Annotated in this window: 13 protein-coding genes; 8 read left to right on the forward strand and 5 right to left on the reverse strand. The window is 60.8% G+C overall.

The annotated features are described in order from the left end of the window. Window positions 1-76: 76 nt before the first annotated feature. Window positions 77-2,599: a CS1-pili formation C-terminal domain-containing protein gene (locus MHH62_RS10440; protein ID WP_103451491.1), complete on the reverse strand. Its 2,523-nt coding sequence runs from the start codon at window positions 2,597-2,599 to the stop codon at window positions 77-79. 122 nt (window positions 2,600-2,721) lie between these two features. Beyond that, window positions 2,722-3,219, reverse strand: coding sequence for a CS1 type fimbrial major subunit (locus MHH62_RS10445; RefSeq protein WP_172832672.1), 498 nt, complete (start codon window positions 3,217-3,219; stop codon window positions 2,722-2,724). A 491-nt stretch (window positions 3,220-3,710) separates the two neighbouring features. Here MHH62_RS10445 and MHH62_RS10450 point away from each other — a divergent pair, with 491 nt between their 5' ends. Together MHH62_RS10450 and MHH62_RS10455 are read left to right on the forward strand one after the other, a co-directional pair. After that, a complete protein-coding gene (locus MHH62_RS10450; protein WP_014717092.1) occupies window positions 3,711-4,220 on the forward strand; it encodes a PadR family transcriptional regulator in 510 nt (169 codons plus the stop codon). Beyond that, a complete protein-coding gene (locus MHH62_RS10455; RefSeq protein WP_014717091.1) occupies window positions 4,217-4,984 on the forward strand; it encodes a siderophore-interacting protein in 768 nt (255 codons plus the stop codon). The genes MHH62_RS10450 and MHH62_RS10455 overlap by 4 nt, the downstream gene beginning before the upstream one ends. Before the next feature lie 106 nt (window positions 4,985-5,090). Here the strand turns inward: MHH62_RS10455 and MHH62_RS10460 are convergent, their stop codons facing one another. Both MHH62_RS10460 and MHH62_RS10465 read right to left on the reverse strand, forming a co-directional pair. Beyond that, window positions 5,091-5,717 carry a Pr6Pr family membrane protein gene (locus tag MHH62_RS10460; protein ID WP_014717090.1) on the reverse strand — a complete coding sequence of 209 codons (627 nt, stop codon included), beginning with the start codon at window positions 5,715-5,717 and terminating at the stop codon, window positions 5,091-5,093. Window positions 5,718-5,721: 4 nt separating this feature from the next. Then, a complete protein-coding gene (locus tag MHH62_RS10465) occupies window positions 5,722-5,955 on the reverse strand; it encodes a VF530 family protein (protein ID WP_003188882.1) in 234 nt (77 codons plus the stop codon). A 170-nt stretch (window positions 5,956-6,125) separates the two neighbouring features. On the opposite strand from MHH62_RS10465, the gene MHH62_RS10470 reads away from it, so the two are divergent. The 4 genes from MHH62_RS10470 to MHH62_RS10485 all read left to right on the forward strand — a co-directional run bounded on the left by MHH62_RS10470 (window position 6,126) and on the right by MHH62_RS10485 (window position 13,500). Then, window positions 6,126-8,144 (forward strand): TonB-dependent receptor, encoded by a 2,019-nt coding sequence (locus MHH62_RS10470; RefSeq protein ID WP_339232916.1) that lies wholly within the window; start codon window positions 6,126-6,128, stop codon window positions 8,142-8,144. A gap of 481 nt (window positions 8,145-8,625) precedes the next feature. After that, window positions 8,626-11,043: a glucose/quinate/shikimate family membrane-bound PQQ-dependent dehydrogenase gene (locus tag MHH62_RS10475; RefSeq protein ID WP_014717088.1), complete on the forward strand. Its 2,418-nt coding sequence runs from the start codon at window positions 8,626-8,628 to the stop codon at window positions 11,041-11,043. 167 nt (window positions 11,044-11,210) lie between these two features. Beyond that, the gene (locus MHH62_RS10480; protein WP_038449041.1) at window positions 11,211-12,056 is read left to right on the forward strand and encodes a 2OG-Fe(II) oxygenase; all 846 of its coding nucleotides are present in this window, start codon (window positions 11,211-11,213) and stop codon (window positions 12,054-12,056) included. Between the two features lie 34 nt (window positions 12,057-12,090). Further along, window positions 12,091-13,500, forward strand: coding sequence for a pyridoxal-dependent decarboxylase (locus tag MHH62_RS10485; protein WP_339232917.1), 1,410 nt, complete (start codon window positions 12,091-12,093; stop codon window positions 13,498-13,500). Between the two features lie 125 nt (window positions 13,501-13,625). Here the strand turns inward: MHH62_RS10485 and MHH62_RS10490 are convergent, their stop codons facing one another. Next, window positions 13,626-15,962 (reverse strand): bifunctional diguanylate cyclase/phosphodiesterase, encoded by a 2,337-nt coding sequence (locus tag MHH62_RS10490; RefSeq protein WP_032903311.1) that lies wholly within the window; start codon window positions 15,960-15,962, stop codon window positions 13,626-13,628. Between the two features lie 332 nt (window positions 15,963-16,294). Between MHH62_RS10490 and lon the strand changes: the two genes are divergently transcribed. Both lon and MHH62_RS10500 read left to right on the forward strand, forming a co-directional pair. Then, window positions 16,295-18,715, forward strand: coding sequence for an endopeptidase La (gene lon, locus MHH62_RS10495; protein WP_014717083.1), 2,421 nt, complete (start codon window positions 16,295-16,297; stop codon window positions 18,713-18,715). Window positions 18,716-18,914: 199 nt separating this feature from the next. Continuing rightward, complete coding sequence (locus MHH62_RS10500) at window positions 18,915-19,304, forward strand: protease inhibitor I42 family protein (RefSeq protein ID WP_014717082.1); 390 nt, start codon at window positions 18,915-18,917, stop codon at window positions 19,302-19,304. Window position 19,305 lies beyond the last annotated feature (1 nt).

Here is a 19,305-nt window from a genome sequence, read left to right on the forward strand (position 1 = left end):
CGAGTGCCAGGGGCATCGGCCTCAACAGTGTTTTTATTGCAGTGATAAAAGTCATCGAATTCCATCCAAGCCGCCGTCAACCGGCGGTGTCGGCCTTGTGGTTAGCTTCAGCCAGCGTGTCCGGCGTGCAACGCAGATCACCGATCATCAACACATCGTTTTCATTGGTCGTATGCCTCGGGTCGAGGCGGAACTGGCAGAGCAACTGGTTCTGGTAGCGCACTTGCAGGGTCGGTGAACTGGAACTCATCTCCATGGAGAAAAACCCGTCCACTTCGCTGACGCCACGGCTGGCGTGGTTGATCACGTGATGCCCCTTGAGCGGCGCGCCTCGCCCGTCCAGCAGGCGACCGAGTACGGTGACGGTTTTCATCACGGTGACCTTGCGGTAGTCCACACCGCCCTTGTTCAAGTGGTAACTGGAACGGGTGGGCTGGATATTGGCCGCCGGCGGGTGATTGCCTTCGAAGTCGAAGCTCACGCTGCTGCTCTTGTAGGCCGAGACCGGCACATAGTTGCGTCCTGGCCGCAACACGGCGCTGCCGCCGCCCAGGTCGTCGGCGCGCAGGGCAATTTCGTCGAGGTCGGTTTCCACATCGATGATCATGCCTGCCCCATTGCCCTGGTACTGGCTGCTCAGCAACATCTTGCCGGCGCCCGCGACGAACGTGCTGTTGAGGTTCAAGCCACCGCTGAAATCACCGTTGAAGGAGCTGCGCTGCACAAAGCCGTCACCACTGAGCGCATCGGTACTGAAGCTGGCCATACTCGACAAGCCGACGCCGTAGGTGTCGGTTATGGCTGTGGCCGAAACGCTTTGCAGCACGTGGTCGGTGAGGTCCTGGCGAATCGTCAGCGAGGCGTTGTTGTCACGCCCACCATCGCGGGCGGTGCGGGTGCCGACGCTGCCGGAAATCTGCCGGCCGTCTGTGCCCAGGTTCATGCTCAGGGTCACGTCGACGCCACGGTTGCGTTGGTCGTTGGTGCCGCTGCTGCCGGGTCGGTCGAATACCGAGAAACGCCAGTTGGCATCACTGCCGAACAGTTTGTCGTGGCGGCTCCAGCCCAAGTCCACGCCTGCCCCTTCCACATTGCCCTGGCTGTGGGAAACCCGCAGGTTCAAGGTGTTCTGTGCGTCGAGGCGGTGGTTGACCGACAGGGCAGAATTGCTCGCCTGGCCGACGAAGGTGTTGCGCCGCAGGCGTGTACCGTCGGGCAGGGTTTCGTAAGTGTCGCGAGTGTCGAGCCAACTGCGGTTATGGCTGAACACCAGGTTGGTCGCACCGAAACTGTAAAGCCCTTGCAGGTCCATGCCAGTGCCATGTTCCTGGGTTTGATACAGGTTGGCGTAGAGGCTGGTATTGCCGGCCACGGTCCAATCCACCGAGCCGCCGTACTGCAGTTGCTCGCGCACCTGGCGAGCGGACAGGCCGAGGATCACGCGCGGATGCACCAGGTAGTTGAGTGACGCACCGGCGGTGATCGCGCCGGAGGCCTGCTCATCCCAGTTGCTGAACAGCTTGGTCTCGCGCCCGGCAAACAGGTTGTAGCGCCACGGGTCGTCGGCGTTGCGCCAGTTGCTGGGCTTGTACACCAGTTCCTGGCTGGTGCTGGTGGTGAGACCATCTTCCACCAGGCGCACTTCGACCTCATAGATGCCGCCCGGCAGTGGCCGGGTGTCCAGGGTTTGCAGGCCGGCCGTCACCGACTGGGTGTTGATCAACAAGCCATTGCGATAAATCTCTACCGCCGCCTGCCGACTGGCGGTGACGTAGATCGGATACACGCTGGGCTTGGCGTCATTGATCGCCAACGTGTCGGAACTGCCATACATCACACCCAGCGCCGTATCGGGGCTGGCGCCGAAGCTGCGCAGTTGACGGGTGAGGCCATCGGAATTCGGCGTGAAGTGGCCCAGGCGGAAAAACTGCCCTTGCAGTTCGCGCTGGGTGTACAGCTCGTGGATCGCATGACGCATTTGCGCCTCATCGCCACTCTGGCGGGCCAACTGCAGGTTGAACACCTGGCTCCAGTTACCCACGCTGGAGCTGGCTTGCAGGCCATAGCGGCCACCCAGGCTGTCTTGCTGGCTGCCATTGAGATTGAGCTGGTTATTGATGATCAACCCCAGGCTGCCGCCTTCCGGTTGGTCATAGAAACGCGGGGTGTCGTCTGCCAATTCGACGTTTTGCGTCAGGATCGACAACTGCGAGCTTTCGAGGTTGTAGTACGCCGAGATCATTTTTTGCGGGCAGGACTGGGTGCAGGCGCCCAGCGCCACGCCTTGTTCCAGCACGGCCTGCCAGGTGTCGCGGGTGGCCGCCGGGACTTTACTGTCACCGGTATCGGTAAATTCCAGAAGGGTCACGCGGTCGTCTTGAGACAACACGATCAAGGCTTCGCCGAGCAGTTGTTGGTCCAGGTCCACACGCACCGCCAGCGGCACATCAAAAAAATGGTCGGCAAACCCTGCGGGCAAGCCTTGGGCCTGAGAAATCAGGCTGCCGGGGGTGGCAGCGCCAGAAGTGGCGGGCGCTGCCAGGGCACTCGTACACACCAACAGCGCAAGCGCTGCCGCGATAGGCGTCATCGGAAACATGAACGGAATACTCGGAATGCCAGGGCCAAAAATGAAAATCAGGTCGGCAGACCGAGGAGGAAAAATCAGCCGACCTGCAAGTCATACAAGGGGTGCCCGTACGTCGCGGGCACTTATGGGTTTCAAGGCGTTGGCAATACCGCGTCGAACACCACCGGCATCACCGCGGTGTAGGAACCACGCTGGGTGGCCGACGGTTTGGCCGCGACGATGCGCATTTCAGCCCCCACGCCAGGGGTGGAGTCGGCTTCATTGACTACTTCCTGGGGGGTGCCGGTCAGCGTGACGCCATTGAGGCTGGTGGTGAGCGGGATGTTCTGCGACACGTCACCATTGAACAACACAGCCGGGCCACCTTCGATGTAAGCGTGTACCGAACCGTTGGTGTTCTTGAGATCGTAGATGGCGCTCAACGGAGCCAACTCGCCGCTGACCAGGTTGTAGCTCATGGTTTCGTCACGGCCCCAGTTCGGGTCACGCGGTTGTGCGTGGAACACGGTGGTCGGGATGTTTGCCTTGAGGTTGACGGTGTGACTGGCTTCACCTGCAGCGATAGCTGTTACCGAGGAAGACAAAGCCAAAACAGCCAGGGGAACAGCAACAGCAAACTTCTTGAACATGATCAGTACCTGCATTTATTAACATTGATTGGTTCGTTGCCAAGTACCACCTCAACAACGAATTACGCCGCTGGTTAGTTGAACCACACAACGCCAAACAATCATTCAATAAAATTAAAAGCAGGTATGCAGGCTTCTTCTCACACGCTCGTAGCCCTTGTAATCAGGGCGCGCGGGAAAAACATGGCACTTTGACCAAACTTTAAAATCCGCTGTAAGAAACAGGCTACACGGCAGTAAAAGCATAACCTGAAAACAACTGTAAGAACTGGACTACACCATACATACACTCGATAAAAAACTCACGACACTTAGCTTGAATTGGAGCGCCAACTCTAATTAAAGTTATAACTCTAAAGACGCTATTCGTCTATTCACATATTCCGATTTCCGGCTGCGTCTCACGCTGCCACGACCGTTGGTCGCCATAGGCTACCAACGACATAAGATATATCTTACGTTATATCTAAACCTGAGCAGAGAAGCCCTACATGAAGCATGATCATCGCGGCGAATTTGAAAAACGGGGTGGCCGTGGCCCCCGGGTGTTCGCCCCAGGCGACCTCAAGCTGCTGCTATTAGCCCTCATCGCTGAACAGCCCTGCCACGGCTACGACCTGATCCGCCGCATCGAAGGCTTGTTCGACGGCGCCTACAGCCCCAGCCCCGGCGTGATCTACCCCACCCTGACCTTTCTTGAAGAGAGCGAGTTGATCAGCGGCGACGCCGATGGCGGAAAAAAGCGCTACACAATCACCGACGCCGGTCGTCTCTTCTTAAGCGAGCAAGCCGTTGCCCTGGACGGCGTGCGCATGCGTATCGATGTCAGCAAGCGCTCGCTGCGCGGGCACGACCGCCCACCCGAGATCCACGAGGCGGTGCACAACCTGCGCCATGCCTTGCACTCACACCACGGGCACTGGAGCCCGGAAGAAATCGTTCGTGTCGCGGCGCTGCTCAACGGCACCGCCCAAGCTATTGCCGACGGGAGAGATCAATGACCACACAAGCCATCCATCGCGTGACCCACGACATCAAACGCCGCCGCCTGCAAGTACTGCGGGTGGTGGATATCACCCCGCGTATGCGGCGTATCACCTTGGGTGGGCCGGAACTGGCAGGTTTCATCAGCCTGGGCAGCGACGATCACATCAAACTGCTGTTCCCGCAGAACGCCGCCGAACAAGCGGCGCTGGAAAGCCCGACGTTCGCCATCAAGGGCGACGGCCCGCAACCCGCCATGCGCGACTACACGCCACGGCGTTACGACCTGGACATCGGCGAGCTGGACATCGACTTCGTGCTGCACGGCGATGGCCCTGCCTCCACCTGGGCCGAGCAGGTACAGGTCGGCCAGCATCTGTATATCGGTGGGCCAAGGGGTTCGATGATCGTGCCGGACATCTTCGACAGCTACCTGCTGATCGGTGATGAAACCGCCCTGCCCGCCATCGGTCGACGCCTGGAAGAATTACCGGCCGGGCGCAAGGTGCTGGCGGTGATTGAAATCGCCGATGCGGCGGAACAACAGGTGCTCGGCAGCGCAGCCGAAGTCGAGGTGATCTGGGTTCTGCGCGGCCACGATGACCTGCTCGATGTAGTGCGCAACCTGACGCTGCCCAGCGGGGCGTTGTACAGCTTCGTCGCCACCGAAACCAAGCTGTCGCGCCAGGTACGGCGGGTGCTGCTGGATACGCACAAGGTCAACGAGGAATACCTCAAGGCCGTGGGTTACTGGCGTGCTGAGGGCAGCGAAGAAGAATGATTAAGGTGGGAGCGGGCTTGCCTGCGATGCAAGCACCTCGGTTTATCAGGTACACCGAGGTGATGCTATCGCAGGCAAGCCAGCTCCCACATTAATGGTGCTCACTTTAAATCGAGGGGGATTTGAGGCGCTTGTCCAGGCCAATGATCGCCAACGCGATGACGATGAACCCTGCCAAAATCCCTGCGGCATTCACAAACACCTGTGGATAACCGAGGCTGTCCACATCCATGAACGGGTACTGATACTGCCCGAGCATATGCCCCCGCAGCAGCACATAACCGAAGTACACCAATGGGTAGATCACCCAGCCGGCAATGTGTTTGAGCCGCAACGTACCCTTGGGCACACACCGCCACCAATACACCACAAACAACAACGGCATGACGTCGTGCAGCAACTCATCGGCGATAAATTGAAAGCCTTGCGGGCTCCACAGATGCCGCAGCAGCAGGTTGTAGGCCAGGCTCACCACCACGATGCTCGCGGCAATCGCACTGCTGATGCGGGGCGCGAGGAAAAACCGCTTGGCGCCAGAGTCGCGCTTGACCAGCGCGTAGCTGAGCACCACGACCACCAGGGTATTGGTCAGCACGGTGAAGAAGCTGAAGAAACTGATCAGGCCGCCCAGCAAGCTCGCGCCACTGGTCCAGCGCGAATAGAGAATCAGGTATTGCTGGATCGCCAACCCCACCCAACCGGCCAAGGCTGCCGTCGCGACAAAGCGCTTCATGCTTTCAATCCAGGGGGCGCTTGGTACGCATCAGCTTGACGTACAAACCTTCGACCTTTTCCCGCGCCCACGGGGTTTTGCGCAGGAAAGTCAGGCTCGACTTGATGCTCGGGTCACTCTTGAAGCAGCGGATATCAATGCGCTCGGCCAAGCCGCTCCACTCGTAATGTTCCACCAGGGTGGTGAGCACGTGTTGCAGGGTCACACCGTGGAGCGGGTCGTTGCTTGTCGCGGTCATGCCAGGCCTTTTGCAAAAAGAGGAAACACAGCCGCGCACCTTAGCCGACGGGGCGTGCAGGTGGAAGCATCGCATTGAATATAGCCCGCGAGGAAAAGTTCCCCTTCTACACAAAAAAGAGATGTTATATTGTAACTTAAATTATCAGTCATTTTGCCCAGGAATCTCCGATGTCGCTGCCTTCTCTCTGGCGCTTGTCGCCCCTCGCCGCCGCCCTGTTGATTGGCTCCCAGGCCCATGCCCTGGAACTGCCACCCCAAGTGGTCACCGGCAACCCGCTGGGCAGCGAACAGCTGGCCTCGCCCACCACTGTGCTGACAGGCGATGACCTGACCCTGCAACAAAAAGGCAGCCTCGGTGAAACCCTTAACAAGCAGCCGGGTGTGTCGTCTTCGTACTTTGGCCCGGGGGCCAGCCGCCCGATCATTCGCGGCCAGGACGGCGACCGCATTCGTATTCTGCGCAACGGTGTGGGGGCGCTGGATGCCTCGTCGCTGTCCTACGACCACGCGGTACCGCTGGACCCGATCAACGTTGACCGCATCGAAATCGTGCGGGGCCCGGCCGCCCTGCTGTACGGCGGCAGCGCCATCGGTGGGGTGGTCAACACCTTCGACAATCGCATCCCCACCGAGGCCATCGAAGGCATCCATGGCGCTGGCGAGTTGCGCTACGGCGGTGCCGACACCACCCGCAGCAGCGCGGGCAAGTTGGAGGCCGGCAACGGTACCTTCGCCCTGCACCTGGATGCCAATGGGCGCGAATTCAACGACCTTAAAATCCCAGGCTATGCCCGCAGCCGGCATGCACCGGAGAGCGAGAACGGCCCCGGCAAAAACGGGCGCCTGGGTAACAGCAATGGGCGCCAGGACGTCGGTGCGGTGGGCGGTTCCTACACTTGGGACGATGGTTATGCCGGGCTGTCCTACAGCAATTACGACAGTAACTACGGCTCACCCGCCGAGCAGGATGTGCGCATCCGCATGAAACAGGACCACTACGCCTTTGCGTCCGAGATCCGCAACCTGCAAGGGCCGTTTACCTCGGTGAAAATAGACGCCGGTTACACCGACTACGAACACCGGGAAATCGAAGGCGGCGAAACCGGCACCACCTTCAAGAACAAAGGCTATGAAGCCCGCGTTGAAGCCCGACACCAGCCGATTGGCCCGTTCGATGGCGTGGTCGGCGCCCAAGTGACGCGCAACGAATTCTCGGCCCTGGGCGAAGAAGCTTTCGTGCCACAGAGCGACACCAACGCCGGCGCGCTGTTTATCCTCGAAGAAATGCAAGCCACTGAACGCCTGAAACTCAGCCTCGGCGCACGCGTGGAACACACCAGCGTCGACCCGAACGCCAAAGGCAACGAGCGTTTTGCCAATGCCGACAAGAGCAATAACTTCACCGCCGGCAGCTTGTCGTCTGGCGCTGTCTACACCCTTACGCCGGTCTGGTCCCTGGCCGCCACCCTGGGCTACACCGAACGCGCACCAACCTTCTACGAGCTGTATGCCAACGGCGCCCACGTCGCCACCGGCACCTATGAGTTGGGCGATGCCAACCTGAAGAAAGAAAAAGCCGTGTCCAGCGACCTGGCGCTGCGCTTTGACAACGGCACCCACAAGGGCAGCTTTGGCGTGTTCTATAGCCGCTTCTCCAATTACATCGGTTTGCTCGGCACTGGCCGTACGCTAAACGACGAAGGTGAAGAGGACGCGGGCGGTATTCCCGAGTACGAATATTCTGGCGTACGAGCACGCTTCGCCGGCTTCGAAGCCCAGGATCACTGGAAGCTCGGCGAAGGCGCCTACGGCAAGTTTGCGCTGGAACTGTCGGGCGACTACACCCGCGCCACCAACCTGGACACCGGCGAAGCCTTGCCGCGCATTGCGCCATTGCGTTTGAACAGCGGCTTGCTGTGGGAACTGGATCGCTGGCAAGCGCGTATCGACGTGGAACATGCCGCGGGCCAAGGGCGTGTGCCGGATAACGAAAGCGGCACCGATGGCTACACCACCCTCGGCGCCAGCGCGGGGTATCGCTTCAATGTGGGTGGCAGCCAGTGGCTGGCCTTCGTCAACGGAGAAAACCTGACCAACCAGACCGTGCGCTATGCCAGCTCGATCCTGCGCGATATCGCGCCGGCGCCAGGTAGAAGCGTGCAGTTCGGCGTTCGCACTACCTTCTAATCATCACCGAAAATCCCCTGTGGGAGCGGGCTTGCTCGCGAAAGCGTTGGGTCAGTCAACATCAATGTTTGCTGGGCCGACGTCTTCGCAGGCAAGCCAGCTCCCACATTTGAACGTCGTTGCGTTGAGCATTGCGTTCGCTTGACTGATCGGGATCGGGGCGACTATCTGTCACTGTTACCAAAACTGAAATGATGCATCTTGCGATTCACCCTTTCTCAAAACGCCCCGCCGCATTATCCTTCGCAACAATCTGAAACGCTTCAGCTCCCGGTCGACTCCTTTTGCCGAATCTCTTTTTGCTCAAAGACAGCGCTGTCTTAATCCGACCTGCGCTCGGGAGTTTATTGCCTGCCTGTGGATAACCCGGTTACCCACAGAAAAAACCAAAAATAACGATGAACCAAGCCCGAGCCGAATCGTCATCTACAGTGAGTGAAGCACGGGGTTACATAATTCCAACGTAACGGAGAAACACACTATGAGCACTGATGGTGCCTCAAGCCCAAGCCGCCTGTTGCCCAGGCTGCTAGGCGTCTTGCTGCTGATCATGGGGCTGGCCTTGCTGGCTGGCGGCGTCAAGCTGAGCATGCTCGGCGGGTCGCTGTACTACCTGCTCGCCGGTATCGGCATCACCCTGACCGGCGTGTTGCTGCTGGCCACCCGCCGCGCCGCGCTGGGCTTGTACGCACTGGTGTTGTTCGCCAGCACCGTGTGGGCCTTGTGGGAAGTCGGCCTGGACTGGTGGCAGTTGGTGCCGCGCCTGGCCCTGCTGTTCGCCTTGGGCATCGTCATGCTGTTGCCGTGGTTTCGTCGTCCGTTGCTGCGTGGCCAAGCGGCCCCGCTGGGTACCGGCGCGCTGAGCGTTGCCGTGGTGCTGGCGGGCGCGACCGCCCTGGCCAGCCAATTCACCAACCCAGGTGAAATGGTCAAGACCGGCCAACTGGACCGCGACGCGGTGCCGGGTATGGCCAGCGCTGCGCCAACCCAGGCCGATGGCGACTGGAACTCCTATGGCCGCTCGGCCTTCGGTGACCGTTACTCGCCACTGGCACAGATCACCCCGGAAAACGCCCATAAGCTGGTGCCGGCGTGGACTTATCGCACGGGCGACATCCCTGGCCCAGGCGATCCCGGTGAAACCACCGCGGAAAATACCCCGCTGAAAGTCAATGGCATGCTCTACGTGTGCACACCGCACAGCCAAGTGATTGCCCTGGACCCGGATACCGGCAAGGAAATCTGGCGTTTCGACCCGAAGATCACCACCCAGGGTGCTGAGAGCTTCAAAGGTTGGGCGCACATGACCTGCCGTGGCGTGTCGTACCACGATGACGCCGCCTACGCTTCCGAGCAGAGCCCGACTGGCACTGCCAGCCCGGCCGCCGCTCCGAATGCCTGCCCGAAACGTATCTTCGTGCCGACCGCCGACACCCGTCTGATCGCCCTGAACGCCGACACCGGCAAGATGTGCGAAGACTTCGGTGACAAAGGTCAGGTCGACCTGCGTGCCAACATCGGTAGCTTCGCCCCAGGCGGTTACTACTCCACGTCGCCACCGGCCGTGACCAAGAACCTGGTCGTGATCGGCGGTCACGTGACCGACAACGTTTCCATCGACGAGCCAAGCGGCGTGATCCGCGCGTTCGACGTGCACACCGGCAAGCTGGTGTGGAACTGGGACAGCGGCAACCCGGACGACACCACCCCGTTGGCCGAGGGCAAGACCTACACCCGCAACTCGCCGAACATGTGGTCCATGTTCGCCGTGGATGAAAAACTCGGCATGCTCTACCTGCCGATGGGCAATCAGATGCCCGACCAGTACGGCGGCGACCGTACCGATGAGTCCGAGAAGTACGCCGCTGGCCTGACAGCCCTGGACATCGACACCGGTCACGTGAAGTGGACCTTCCAGTTCACCCACCACGACCTGTGGGACATGGACGTGGGCGGCCAGCCTTCGCTGATCGACATCAAGACCGCTGCGGGCGTGAAGCAGGCAGTGATGGCGTCGACCAAGCAAGGCAGCATCTACGTGCTGGACCGCGCCACTGGCCAGCCAGTGGTGCCCGTCAATGAAATCCCGGTGCCACAGGGCGCAGTGGCGGGCGACCGCACCTCCCCTACCCAACCCAAGTCCGACCTAAACTTCATGCCGCCGCCGTTGAAAGAACGCGACATGTGGGGCGTGACCCCGTTCGACCAGATGCTGTGCCGGATCGACTTCAAATCCATGCGCTACGACGGCCCGTTCACACCGCCGTCCCTGCAAGGTTCGATCGTGTACCCAGGCAACTTCGGCGTGTTCGACTGGGGCGGCATCTCGGTTGACCCGGTGCGCCAGATCGCCTTCGTGAACCCAAGCTACATGGCGTTCAAATCGAAGCTGATCCCAGCTGCCGACATTGCCAAGCAAGGCCCACGCGTCAGCGAAACCGAAGGCGTGCAGCCGAACAAAGGCGCCCCGTATGGTGTGATCCTTGAAGCGCTGCTGTCGCCGATGGGCCTGCCGTGCCAGGCACCGGCCTGGGGCTACGTGGCGGCGGTCGACCTGACCACCCACCAGACCATCTGGATGCACAAGAACGGCACCGTGCGTGATAGCTCGCCGGTTCCAATCCCACTGACCATGGGCGTGCCTAGCCTGGGCGGTACGTTCACCACCGCCGGTGGCGTCGCGTTCCTCAGCGGCACCCTGGACCAGTACCTGCGTGCCTATGACGTGAAAAACGGCAAGCAACTGTGGGAAGGCCGCCTGCCTGCAGGCGCGCAAACCACCCCGATGACCTACACCGGCAAGGACGGCAAGCAATACGTGCTGGTCATGGCGGGCGGTCACGGCTCCCTGGGGACCAAGCAGGGTGACTATGTAATGGCGTTCAAACTGCCGGATTAAGCAACGCTGGCGGTACAAAAAAGCGGCGGCCCGAATGGGCAGCCGCTTTTTTTTGCCTGCTGATAATGCCCCAGCGTTTCCCCTCAACCCTTTAAAACTAATTTAGTGCGCACGCCCTGCGTAATACAAAAGGCGTACGGATAAAACTTTAAAGGGAGCTTCACTGCATGACGGACCATGTCGCTACAAAACCGATGCTTTCCACCCCCACAAAAATCCTGGAGCTTGAACACCTCAATACTGCCAGTTTGAAAAAACTCATCAGTGGCGAAGTGCTTGCCATTCGGGTACCTGAATTTGCCAACGCAACCACCAGCGCACGGTTGATTCAGGCCATCGACGATACCGCCACCCTGGAACACTACGGCCATGAAACCTACGAAGAGGGGCGCGTCGTTCAGCACTTCTACGGTGTGCATCGCTGGGGCACGCCGTTCAACTCCACGTACGGCAAGGCCGCCGGCGGTGACGCCCAAGAAAAATATTATGCAGACGCGGCCCGTATGCGCGGCCTTATCGACAGCCTCTGTGCGCCGCAAACGCCGCCCATTCAACAGCTGATGGAACAGTTCCAGGCGCTCTGGCCGCAAGGTGCAACAGCCGCTGCGTTCCAGGGCCGCCCAATGTTTTGCGGGATCATCCGCGTCATGTTCCCGGAGACGGCGCACCTCTCGGAAACGGTGCCCCATGTGGATTGCCTGCCCCGCACAGTCGCTGAACTGCAGCATCAATTCAGCGCCAATATCTACCTGCAAACACCGCCTTCGGGGGGCGAGTTGGTCATCTGGGATACCCAAGCCTTTGGCTATGAGGAGGTCAAGCGCTTCGAGGGGGCCCAACTGCCCGAACAGTGTTTACAAAAACCGCTGCGCATCCGCCCACGCCAGAACGAACTGGTGCTCATCAATACCCGCCGCCCCCACGCCATCTGTGGGTTCGATTCGGGAAAACGCGTCAGCATGCAGTCGTTTATTGGCTATAACGCCGGCGAACCGTTTTACTTCTGGTGCTAATACTTTTATTGCTCGTGCACATGGACGTTTATCTATGACCCCCGAAGAATTCCGCCAACATGGCTATGCCATGATCGACCTGATTGCAGACTACCGACAGAACATCGAACAACGCGGCGTGCAGCCCACCACCCAACCTGGCGAGATCAAAGCCGCCCTGCCGGTCAGCCCGCCTGAAACCGCCGAACCGTTCGAACAGATCATGGGCGATGTCGAAAAACTGATCATGCCCGGCTTGCTGCATTGGCAGCATCCCAGTTTCTTCGGGTTCTTCCCTTCCAATGTGGAACTGTCCTCAGTGCTGGGCGATTGCCTGAGCACCGGCCTGGGTGTGATTGGGTTGTCCTGGCAATCCAGCCCGGCCCTCACCGAAATCGAAGAAGTCACCACCGATTGGCTGCGCGACATGCTCGGCCTGGGCAGCACGTGGAGCGGTGTGATCCAGGACTCTGCGTCCACGTCCACGCTGGTGGCGCTTATCAGCGCCCGGGAACGCAGCTCCGATTACGCGCTGATGCACAACGGCCTGCAAAACAGCGGCGCGCCCCTGATCGTCTACACCTCAGCCCATGCCCACAGCTCGGTCAACAAGGCGGCGATCCTGGCCGGATTCGGCCAGAACCATATCCGCACCATCGCCACCGATGCACACAATGCAATGTCGCCCCAGGCACTGGCGCACGCCATCGCACAGGACCTGGCCGCCGGCAACACGCCCTGCGTGGTGATTGCCACCACCGGCACCACGGCCGCCATGGCGATCGACCCGCTGGCGGCCATTGGCGACCTGACCCAACGCCACGGCCTGTGGCTGCATGTAGACTCGGCCATGGCTGGCGCCGCGATGATCCTGCCAGAATGCCGGGCCTTGTGGGATGGCATCGAAAAGGCTGACTCCCTAGTGCTCAACCCGCACAAATGGCTGGGCGCGGCCTTCGATTGCTCGGTGTATTTCGTGCGCGACCCCGAGCATTTGATTCGCATCATGACCACCAACCCGAGTTACCTGCAGTCCAGCGCAGACGGCCAAGTGCGAAACTACCGTGACTGGCGGATCTCTCTGGGCAGCCGTTTCCGCGCTTTGAAGTTGTGGTTCCTGATACGCGAGCAAGGCGTCAGCGGCCTGCAAGCGCGGTTGCGGCGAGACCTGGCCAATGCGCGCTGGCTGGCAGAGCAGATCGAAGCCACTGAGCACTGGACACTGGTGGCCACGCCCGCCTTGCAAACCCTGTGCATTCGCCATGAACCGCCGGGTTTGCAAGGCCAGGCACTGGACCATCACACGCGAGCCTGGGCAGAAAAACTCAACCAGTCAGGCGATGCCTACGTCACCCCCGCCATCCTTGATGAGCGCTGGATGGTGAGGGTGTCCATCGGCGCGCTGGGCACCGAGCATCAGCATGTCCAGAGGTTGTGGGTGCGATTGCAAACCCTGGTCGCTTGAACGCTGCCAAAGTAGCCCCCCTGTGGCGAGGGAGCTTGCTCCCGCTGGGCTGCGCAGCGGCCCCAAAATCCTGGGAGCGCTTCGCACTCCAGCGGGAGCAAGCTCCCTCGCCACAGTCAAACTGTCTAGGTTGGCACCTGCTCACGCCGCATCCACCGCTCGAACGCCAAGGCATTGAGCGGCCGGCTGATCAGGTAGCCCTGGGCCGTGTCGCAGTTCCAGCGTTTGAGCAAGGTGAGGCTGTGCTCGAACTCCACGCCCTCGGCCACCACCTTGAGCCCCAGGCTATGACTCATCTCGATGGTGGAACGCACGATCACGCCGTCGCCGCTGGTGCTGTCGAGGTTGCGCACAAAGGACTGGTCGATCTTCAGCTCTTGCACCGGTAGGCGCTGCAATTGGGCGAGGGACGAGTAGCCGGTGCCGAAATCATCCACCGACAGGCTGATTCCGCAACTGCGCAGCTGCTCCAGCACGCTGAGGGCCTGCTGCGGGTTGTGCATGATGGCGCTCTCGGTGATTTCAAAAATCAAATGCTCGGCGTCCACGTGGTATTGGGCCAATAGCGCAGTGACGCGAATGGCCAAGTCATCATCCGCCAAGTCGTTCACGGAGATATTCACCGACAGTTGGATAACCAGCCCACGCTGCGCCCATTCGGCAATCTGGCGGATGGCTTCCTCGATCACCCACAGCGTTAGCGCGCTCATGCTACCGGTGCGTTCGGCCAGGGGAATGAACTCCCCGGGGGACACTTGCCCCAGCGTCGGGTGTTGCCAACGCAGCAAGGCTTCAGCCTGGCTCACATGGCCGTGCCGCAGATCGAGCTTGGGCTGGTAGCACAGGTACAACTCGCCTTCGATCACGGCGCGGCGCAAGTCGCGAATCAGGGTGATCTGGCGTTGGTGGGCGAGGTCGCGGTCCGGTTGGTAGATCTGCAAATGCCCCGGCAGGTTGGCCGCGTCGTGCCGGGCGATGGCCGCGCGGTTGATCAACTCTTCCACCTGCTGCCCATCAGCAGGGTACGCGGCGATGCCGATGCTCACTTCATGGCGCACTTCGTCATTGCCGATGCGCAGGGGTTCGGTCAACGCCCCATGCAACTGGTCGGCGCGGGCCACGGCTGAGTCGATCTCGGTGTTTTCCAGCAACAACAGAAACTCACTGCCGGCGATGCGTGCTGCGGTGTCGCTGGCCAACAGGCTGCTGGACAAGCAGCGGCTGGCCTCGCACAACATGTGCTCGACACCTTCGGGGCCAAACCCTTCGTTGATGACCCGGTAGTTTTCAATCCCCACGTACAGCAACACCACCGGCCGCCGTGCGCTGATCGCGCTGCCCAGGCGCTCCATGGCCAGGGCGCGGTTGGGCAGGCCGGTGAGCGGGTCATGCAAGGCATTGTGGGCCAGTTGCCGCTCGCGCAGGGCGATGCCGCTTTGCATGGCATTGAACGCACGCGCCAGCAGGCCGAACTCGTCGTGGCTGCGCACCCGCACCGGGGTGCGGTAGTCACCGGCCCCGATCCGTTCAGCGGCTTGCACCAGCGCATTGAGCGGGCGTGACACTCGCCGCGCCAGGAATAATGCCACCGCCAGCGAGACCAGCAGCACCGCCAGGGCAATCCCCATGAACTGCCGGTCCAGCGGCGCGAAGGATTCCAGCGCATGGTCCAGCGGGCTTTGCAGCAACACGCGCACTTCATCGCCTTCGCCGCTGTTGGCCAAGGGCAACACTTGGCTGAGCACACGCTGGCCATGGAACAGCTGGATCTTCGCCTCAGGATCGACCTGCGTGCCATGCAAGAGGCTGATGATGCTTGGGCGCCAATTGCCAGGGTGGGTGGTGAACAACTGACCGAGATGGCCGTCCTGCACACTGAGGAACGACACCTCCAGGTTGCTCATGGAGCGCAGTTCATGGGCGAATTGCGTGTCCATGGGAAAGCCCATGACCACGCGTGCGATCGGCACAGGCCCGAGCACATCTTTTTGCACCAGCAAATAGGGGCGCCCGGCCATGGCGACGATCAACATTTGCTGGCCGCTGCGCCGCGCCTTGCGCAAGGCATCGGCATACGGGAACAGCTGGCCGCGCGTCTGCATCAGCAGGGTACTGACCATGACCCTGTCATCCAGGCCCAGCACCATCACTTCGCTGGAACTGACCCCGGTGCCATGGGTGCCCAGGGCCTCCAGGATCGGCAGCGTCCGGCCGCCGGCCACCGCCTGCTTGAACGGCCCATCGGCGGTGAGCCAGTCCAACCCGTACTGCAAGCGCCGCCCGCGCAGGTCCAGCAGGCGCTCGAACACCTGCCGCCCCGTGTTCAGCTGTACGTCGGCCTGGTTCTCCACCGCCCGAGTGGTGGCAGCGTTCACGGCAAAATAGGTGGCGGCCACGACCACCAGTAACAACAGCGCCAGCACCCCGGCTATGCGGGTCTGAAACGTGTGGCGCCAATGCATGGCCGCGCCCTCGGGCCGTGCTCGTCGCTCTTGGCCGTGCTTTCCTTGTGTCATACGCGTCCCTGCCGACTGCTAACCGGCGTCAAAAAAACATCCTTTTTAATGGATTATTTTATTTAGGCAGGTTAGCTGGGACTGAGGATAAGTAAACCCAATAAAAGTTGGGCCTGACTGTCATATTATTGACGATCAATTCGAGAAGCGGAGGGGTAAAGTACGTTGACCCCACCTCTCCCGTTATTTCATGCAAATTGTTGCTAACGACGCCGCCCCATTGAAACCACCGCAACCCCGCCCCATCTAACCTGCATACTTACTGATGCAGGTGCCCCATGAGCGACCAGCAAGAATTTCCAGATTACGACCTCAACGATTACGCCGACCCCGAAAACGCTGAAGCCTCCTCGTCCAATACTGGCCTGGCCCTGCCTGGGCAAAACCTGCCGGACAAGGTTTACATCATCCCGATCCACAACCGGCCGTTTTTCCCGGCCCAAGTGTTGCCGGTGATCGTCAATGAAGAGCCCTGGGCCGAAACCCTGGAGTTGGTGAGCAAATCCGACCACCACTCCCTTGCGCTGTTTTTCATGGACACGCCGCCCGAAGACCCACGGCACTTCGACACCTCCGCCCTGCCGCTGTACGGCACCCTGGTGAAGGTGCACCACGCCAGCCGCGAGAACGGCAAGCTGCAGTTCGTCGCCCAGGGCCTGACCCGCGTGCGCATCAAGACCTGGCTCAAGCACCACCGCCCACCGTACCTGGTGGAAGTCGAATACCCGCACCAGCCCAGCGAGCCGACCGATGAGGTCAAGGCCTACGGCATGGCGCTGATCAATGCGATCAAGGAACTGCTGCCCCTCAACCCGCTGTACAGCGAAGAGTTGAAGAACTACCTCAACCGCTTCAGCCCCAACGACCCGTCGCCGCTCACCGACTTTGCCGCCGCCCTCACCTCGGCGACAGGTAATGAACTGCAGGAAGTGCTGGACTGCGTGCCCATGCTCAAACGCATGGAAAAAGTGCTGCCGATGCTGCGCAAAGAGGTAGAAGTCGCGCGTCTGCAAAAAGAGCTCTCCGCCGAGGTAAACCGCAAGATCGGCGAGCACCAGCGTGAGTTCTTCCTCAAGGAACAACTCAAGGTCATCCAGCAGGAACTGGGCCTGACCAAGGACGATCGCAGCGCCGATGTCGAACAGTTCGAACAGCGCCTGCAAGGCAAAGTGCTCCCGGCGCAAGCGAAAAAACGCATTGATGAAGAACTGAACAAACTGTCGATCCTGGAAACCGGTTCGCCGGAATACGCCGTCACGCGCAACTACCTGGACTGGGCCACCTCGGTGCCGTGGGGCGTGTACGGTGAAGACAAACTCGACCTCAAGCACGCGCGCAAAGTGCTCGACAAGCACCATGCGGGCCTGGATGACATCAAGAGCCGCATCCTCGAATTCCTCGCCGTGGGCGCCTACAAAGGCGAAGTCGCCGGTTCCATTGTGTTGCTGGTGGGCCCGCCCGGCGTGGGCAAGACGAGTGTGGGCAAGTCCATCGCCGAATCCCTGGGGCGGCCGTTCTATCGCTTCAGTGTTGGCGGCATGCGCGACGAGGCCGAGATCAAGGGCCACCGGCGCACCTACATCGGCGCCCTGCCCGGCAAGCTGGTGCAGGCGTTGAAAGACGTGGAAGTGATGAACCCGGTGATCATGCTCGACGAAATCGACAAGATGGGCCAGAGCTTCCAGGGCGACCCGGCGTCGGCGTTGCTGGAAACCCTGGACCCGGAACAGAACGTCGAATTCCTCGACCATTACCTGGACCTGCGCCTGGACCTGTCCAAAGTGCTGTTTGTGTGCACCGCCAACACCCTGGACTCGATCCCGGGCCCGTTGCTGGACCGCATGGAAGTAATTCGCCTGTCGGGCTATATCACCGAAGAAAAAGTCGCCATCGCCAAGCGCCACCTGTGGCCCAAGCAGTTGGAAAAAGCCGGCGTGGCCAAAAACAGCCTGACCATCACCGACGGCGCCCTGCGCGCATTGATCGATGGTTATGCTCGGGAAGCCGGCGTGCGCCAACTGGAGAAGCAACTGGGCAAGCTGGTGCGCAAGGCGGTGGTCAAGCTGCTGGATGAACCGGAGTCGGTGATCAAGATCGGCAACAAGGACCTGGAAAGCTCCCTGGGCATGCCCGTGTTCCGTAATGAGCAAGTGCTGTCCGGCACCGGCGTGATTACCGGCCTGGCCTGGACCAGCATGGGCGGCGCCACCTTGCCGATCGAAGCGACGCGCATCCACACGCTCAATCGCGGCTTCAAGCTCACCGGGCAGTTGGGTGAAGTGATGAAAGAGTCCGCCGAAATCGCCTACAGCTACATCAGTTCCAACCTGAAGTCGTTTGGCGGCGATGCGAAATTCTTCGACGAGGCCTTCGTGCACTTGCACGTGCCGGAAGGCGCCACGCCGAAAGACGGCCCGAGTGCCGGCGTGACCATGGCCAGTGCGTTGCTGTCCCTGGCCCGCAACCAACCGCCGAAAAAAGGTGTGGCGATGACCGGCGAACTGACCTTGACCGGGCATGTACTGCCGATTGGCGGGGTGCGCGAGAAGGTGATTGCGGCGCGGCGCCAGAAGATTCACGAGTTGATCTTGCCGGAGCCCAACCGTGGCAGCTTTGAAGAGTTGCCGGACTATTTGAAGGAAGGGATGACGGTGCACTTTGCCAAGCGGTTTGCGGATGTGGCGAAGGTGCTCTTCTGATAGATCTCTAGCGCCTGGACTGGCCCTATCGCGGGCAAGCCCGGCTCCCACAGGGATCGGTGTTGTTAATGACAACGCGGTCAAGTGTGGGAGCGGGCTTGCCCGCGATGGCGCCAGCCGCCACACCGCATGCCCTCTTGTCACACCTTGTCTCATCTTCGGTTATGCTCCCCCTTCGTCGTGTATTAACGGAGCCTTCATGACCGCTGCCCGCCTGTTTCTCCCCTTGAGCCTTGCCCTGCTGGCCGCATGCGCCAGTGCCCCCAAGCAAAACGTCAGCGTGGACAACCAGAGCGCCTGCCCGCTCCAGCTTAAAAACGGGCAAAACCTGATCCTCACCCTGCCCAGCAACCCCACCACCGGTTACCGCTGGGCCATCCAGGACTCCGCGGGCGGCGTGTTGCGCGCCTTGAGCCCTGAGGTCTACAGCAGCACCGAGTCCGGCGTGATCGGCGGGGGCGGCCAGTCCACCTGGCGCTTCCAGGCGTTTGCCGCAGGGCAAGGGCGTTTGCGCCTGACATCCCAGCAACCCTGGGAGCCAGAGGCCGAACCTGTCGAAACCTTTGACTGCGCCATTACGGTGAACTGAT

Origin of the sequence: Pseudomonas sp. FSL L8-0168 (genome assembly GCF_037976155.1) — a bacterium.
Taxonomy (GTDB): domain Bacteria; phylum Pseudomonadota; class Gammaproteobacteria; order Pseudomonadales; family Pseudomonadaceae; genus Aquipseudomonas; species Aquipseudomonas paracarnis.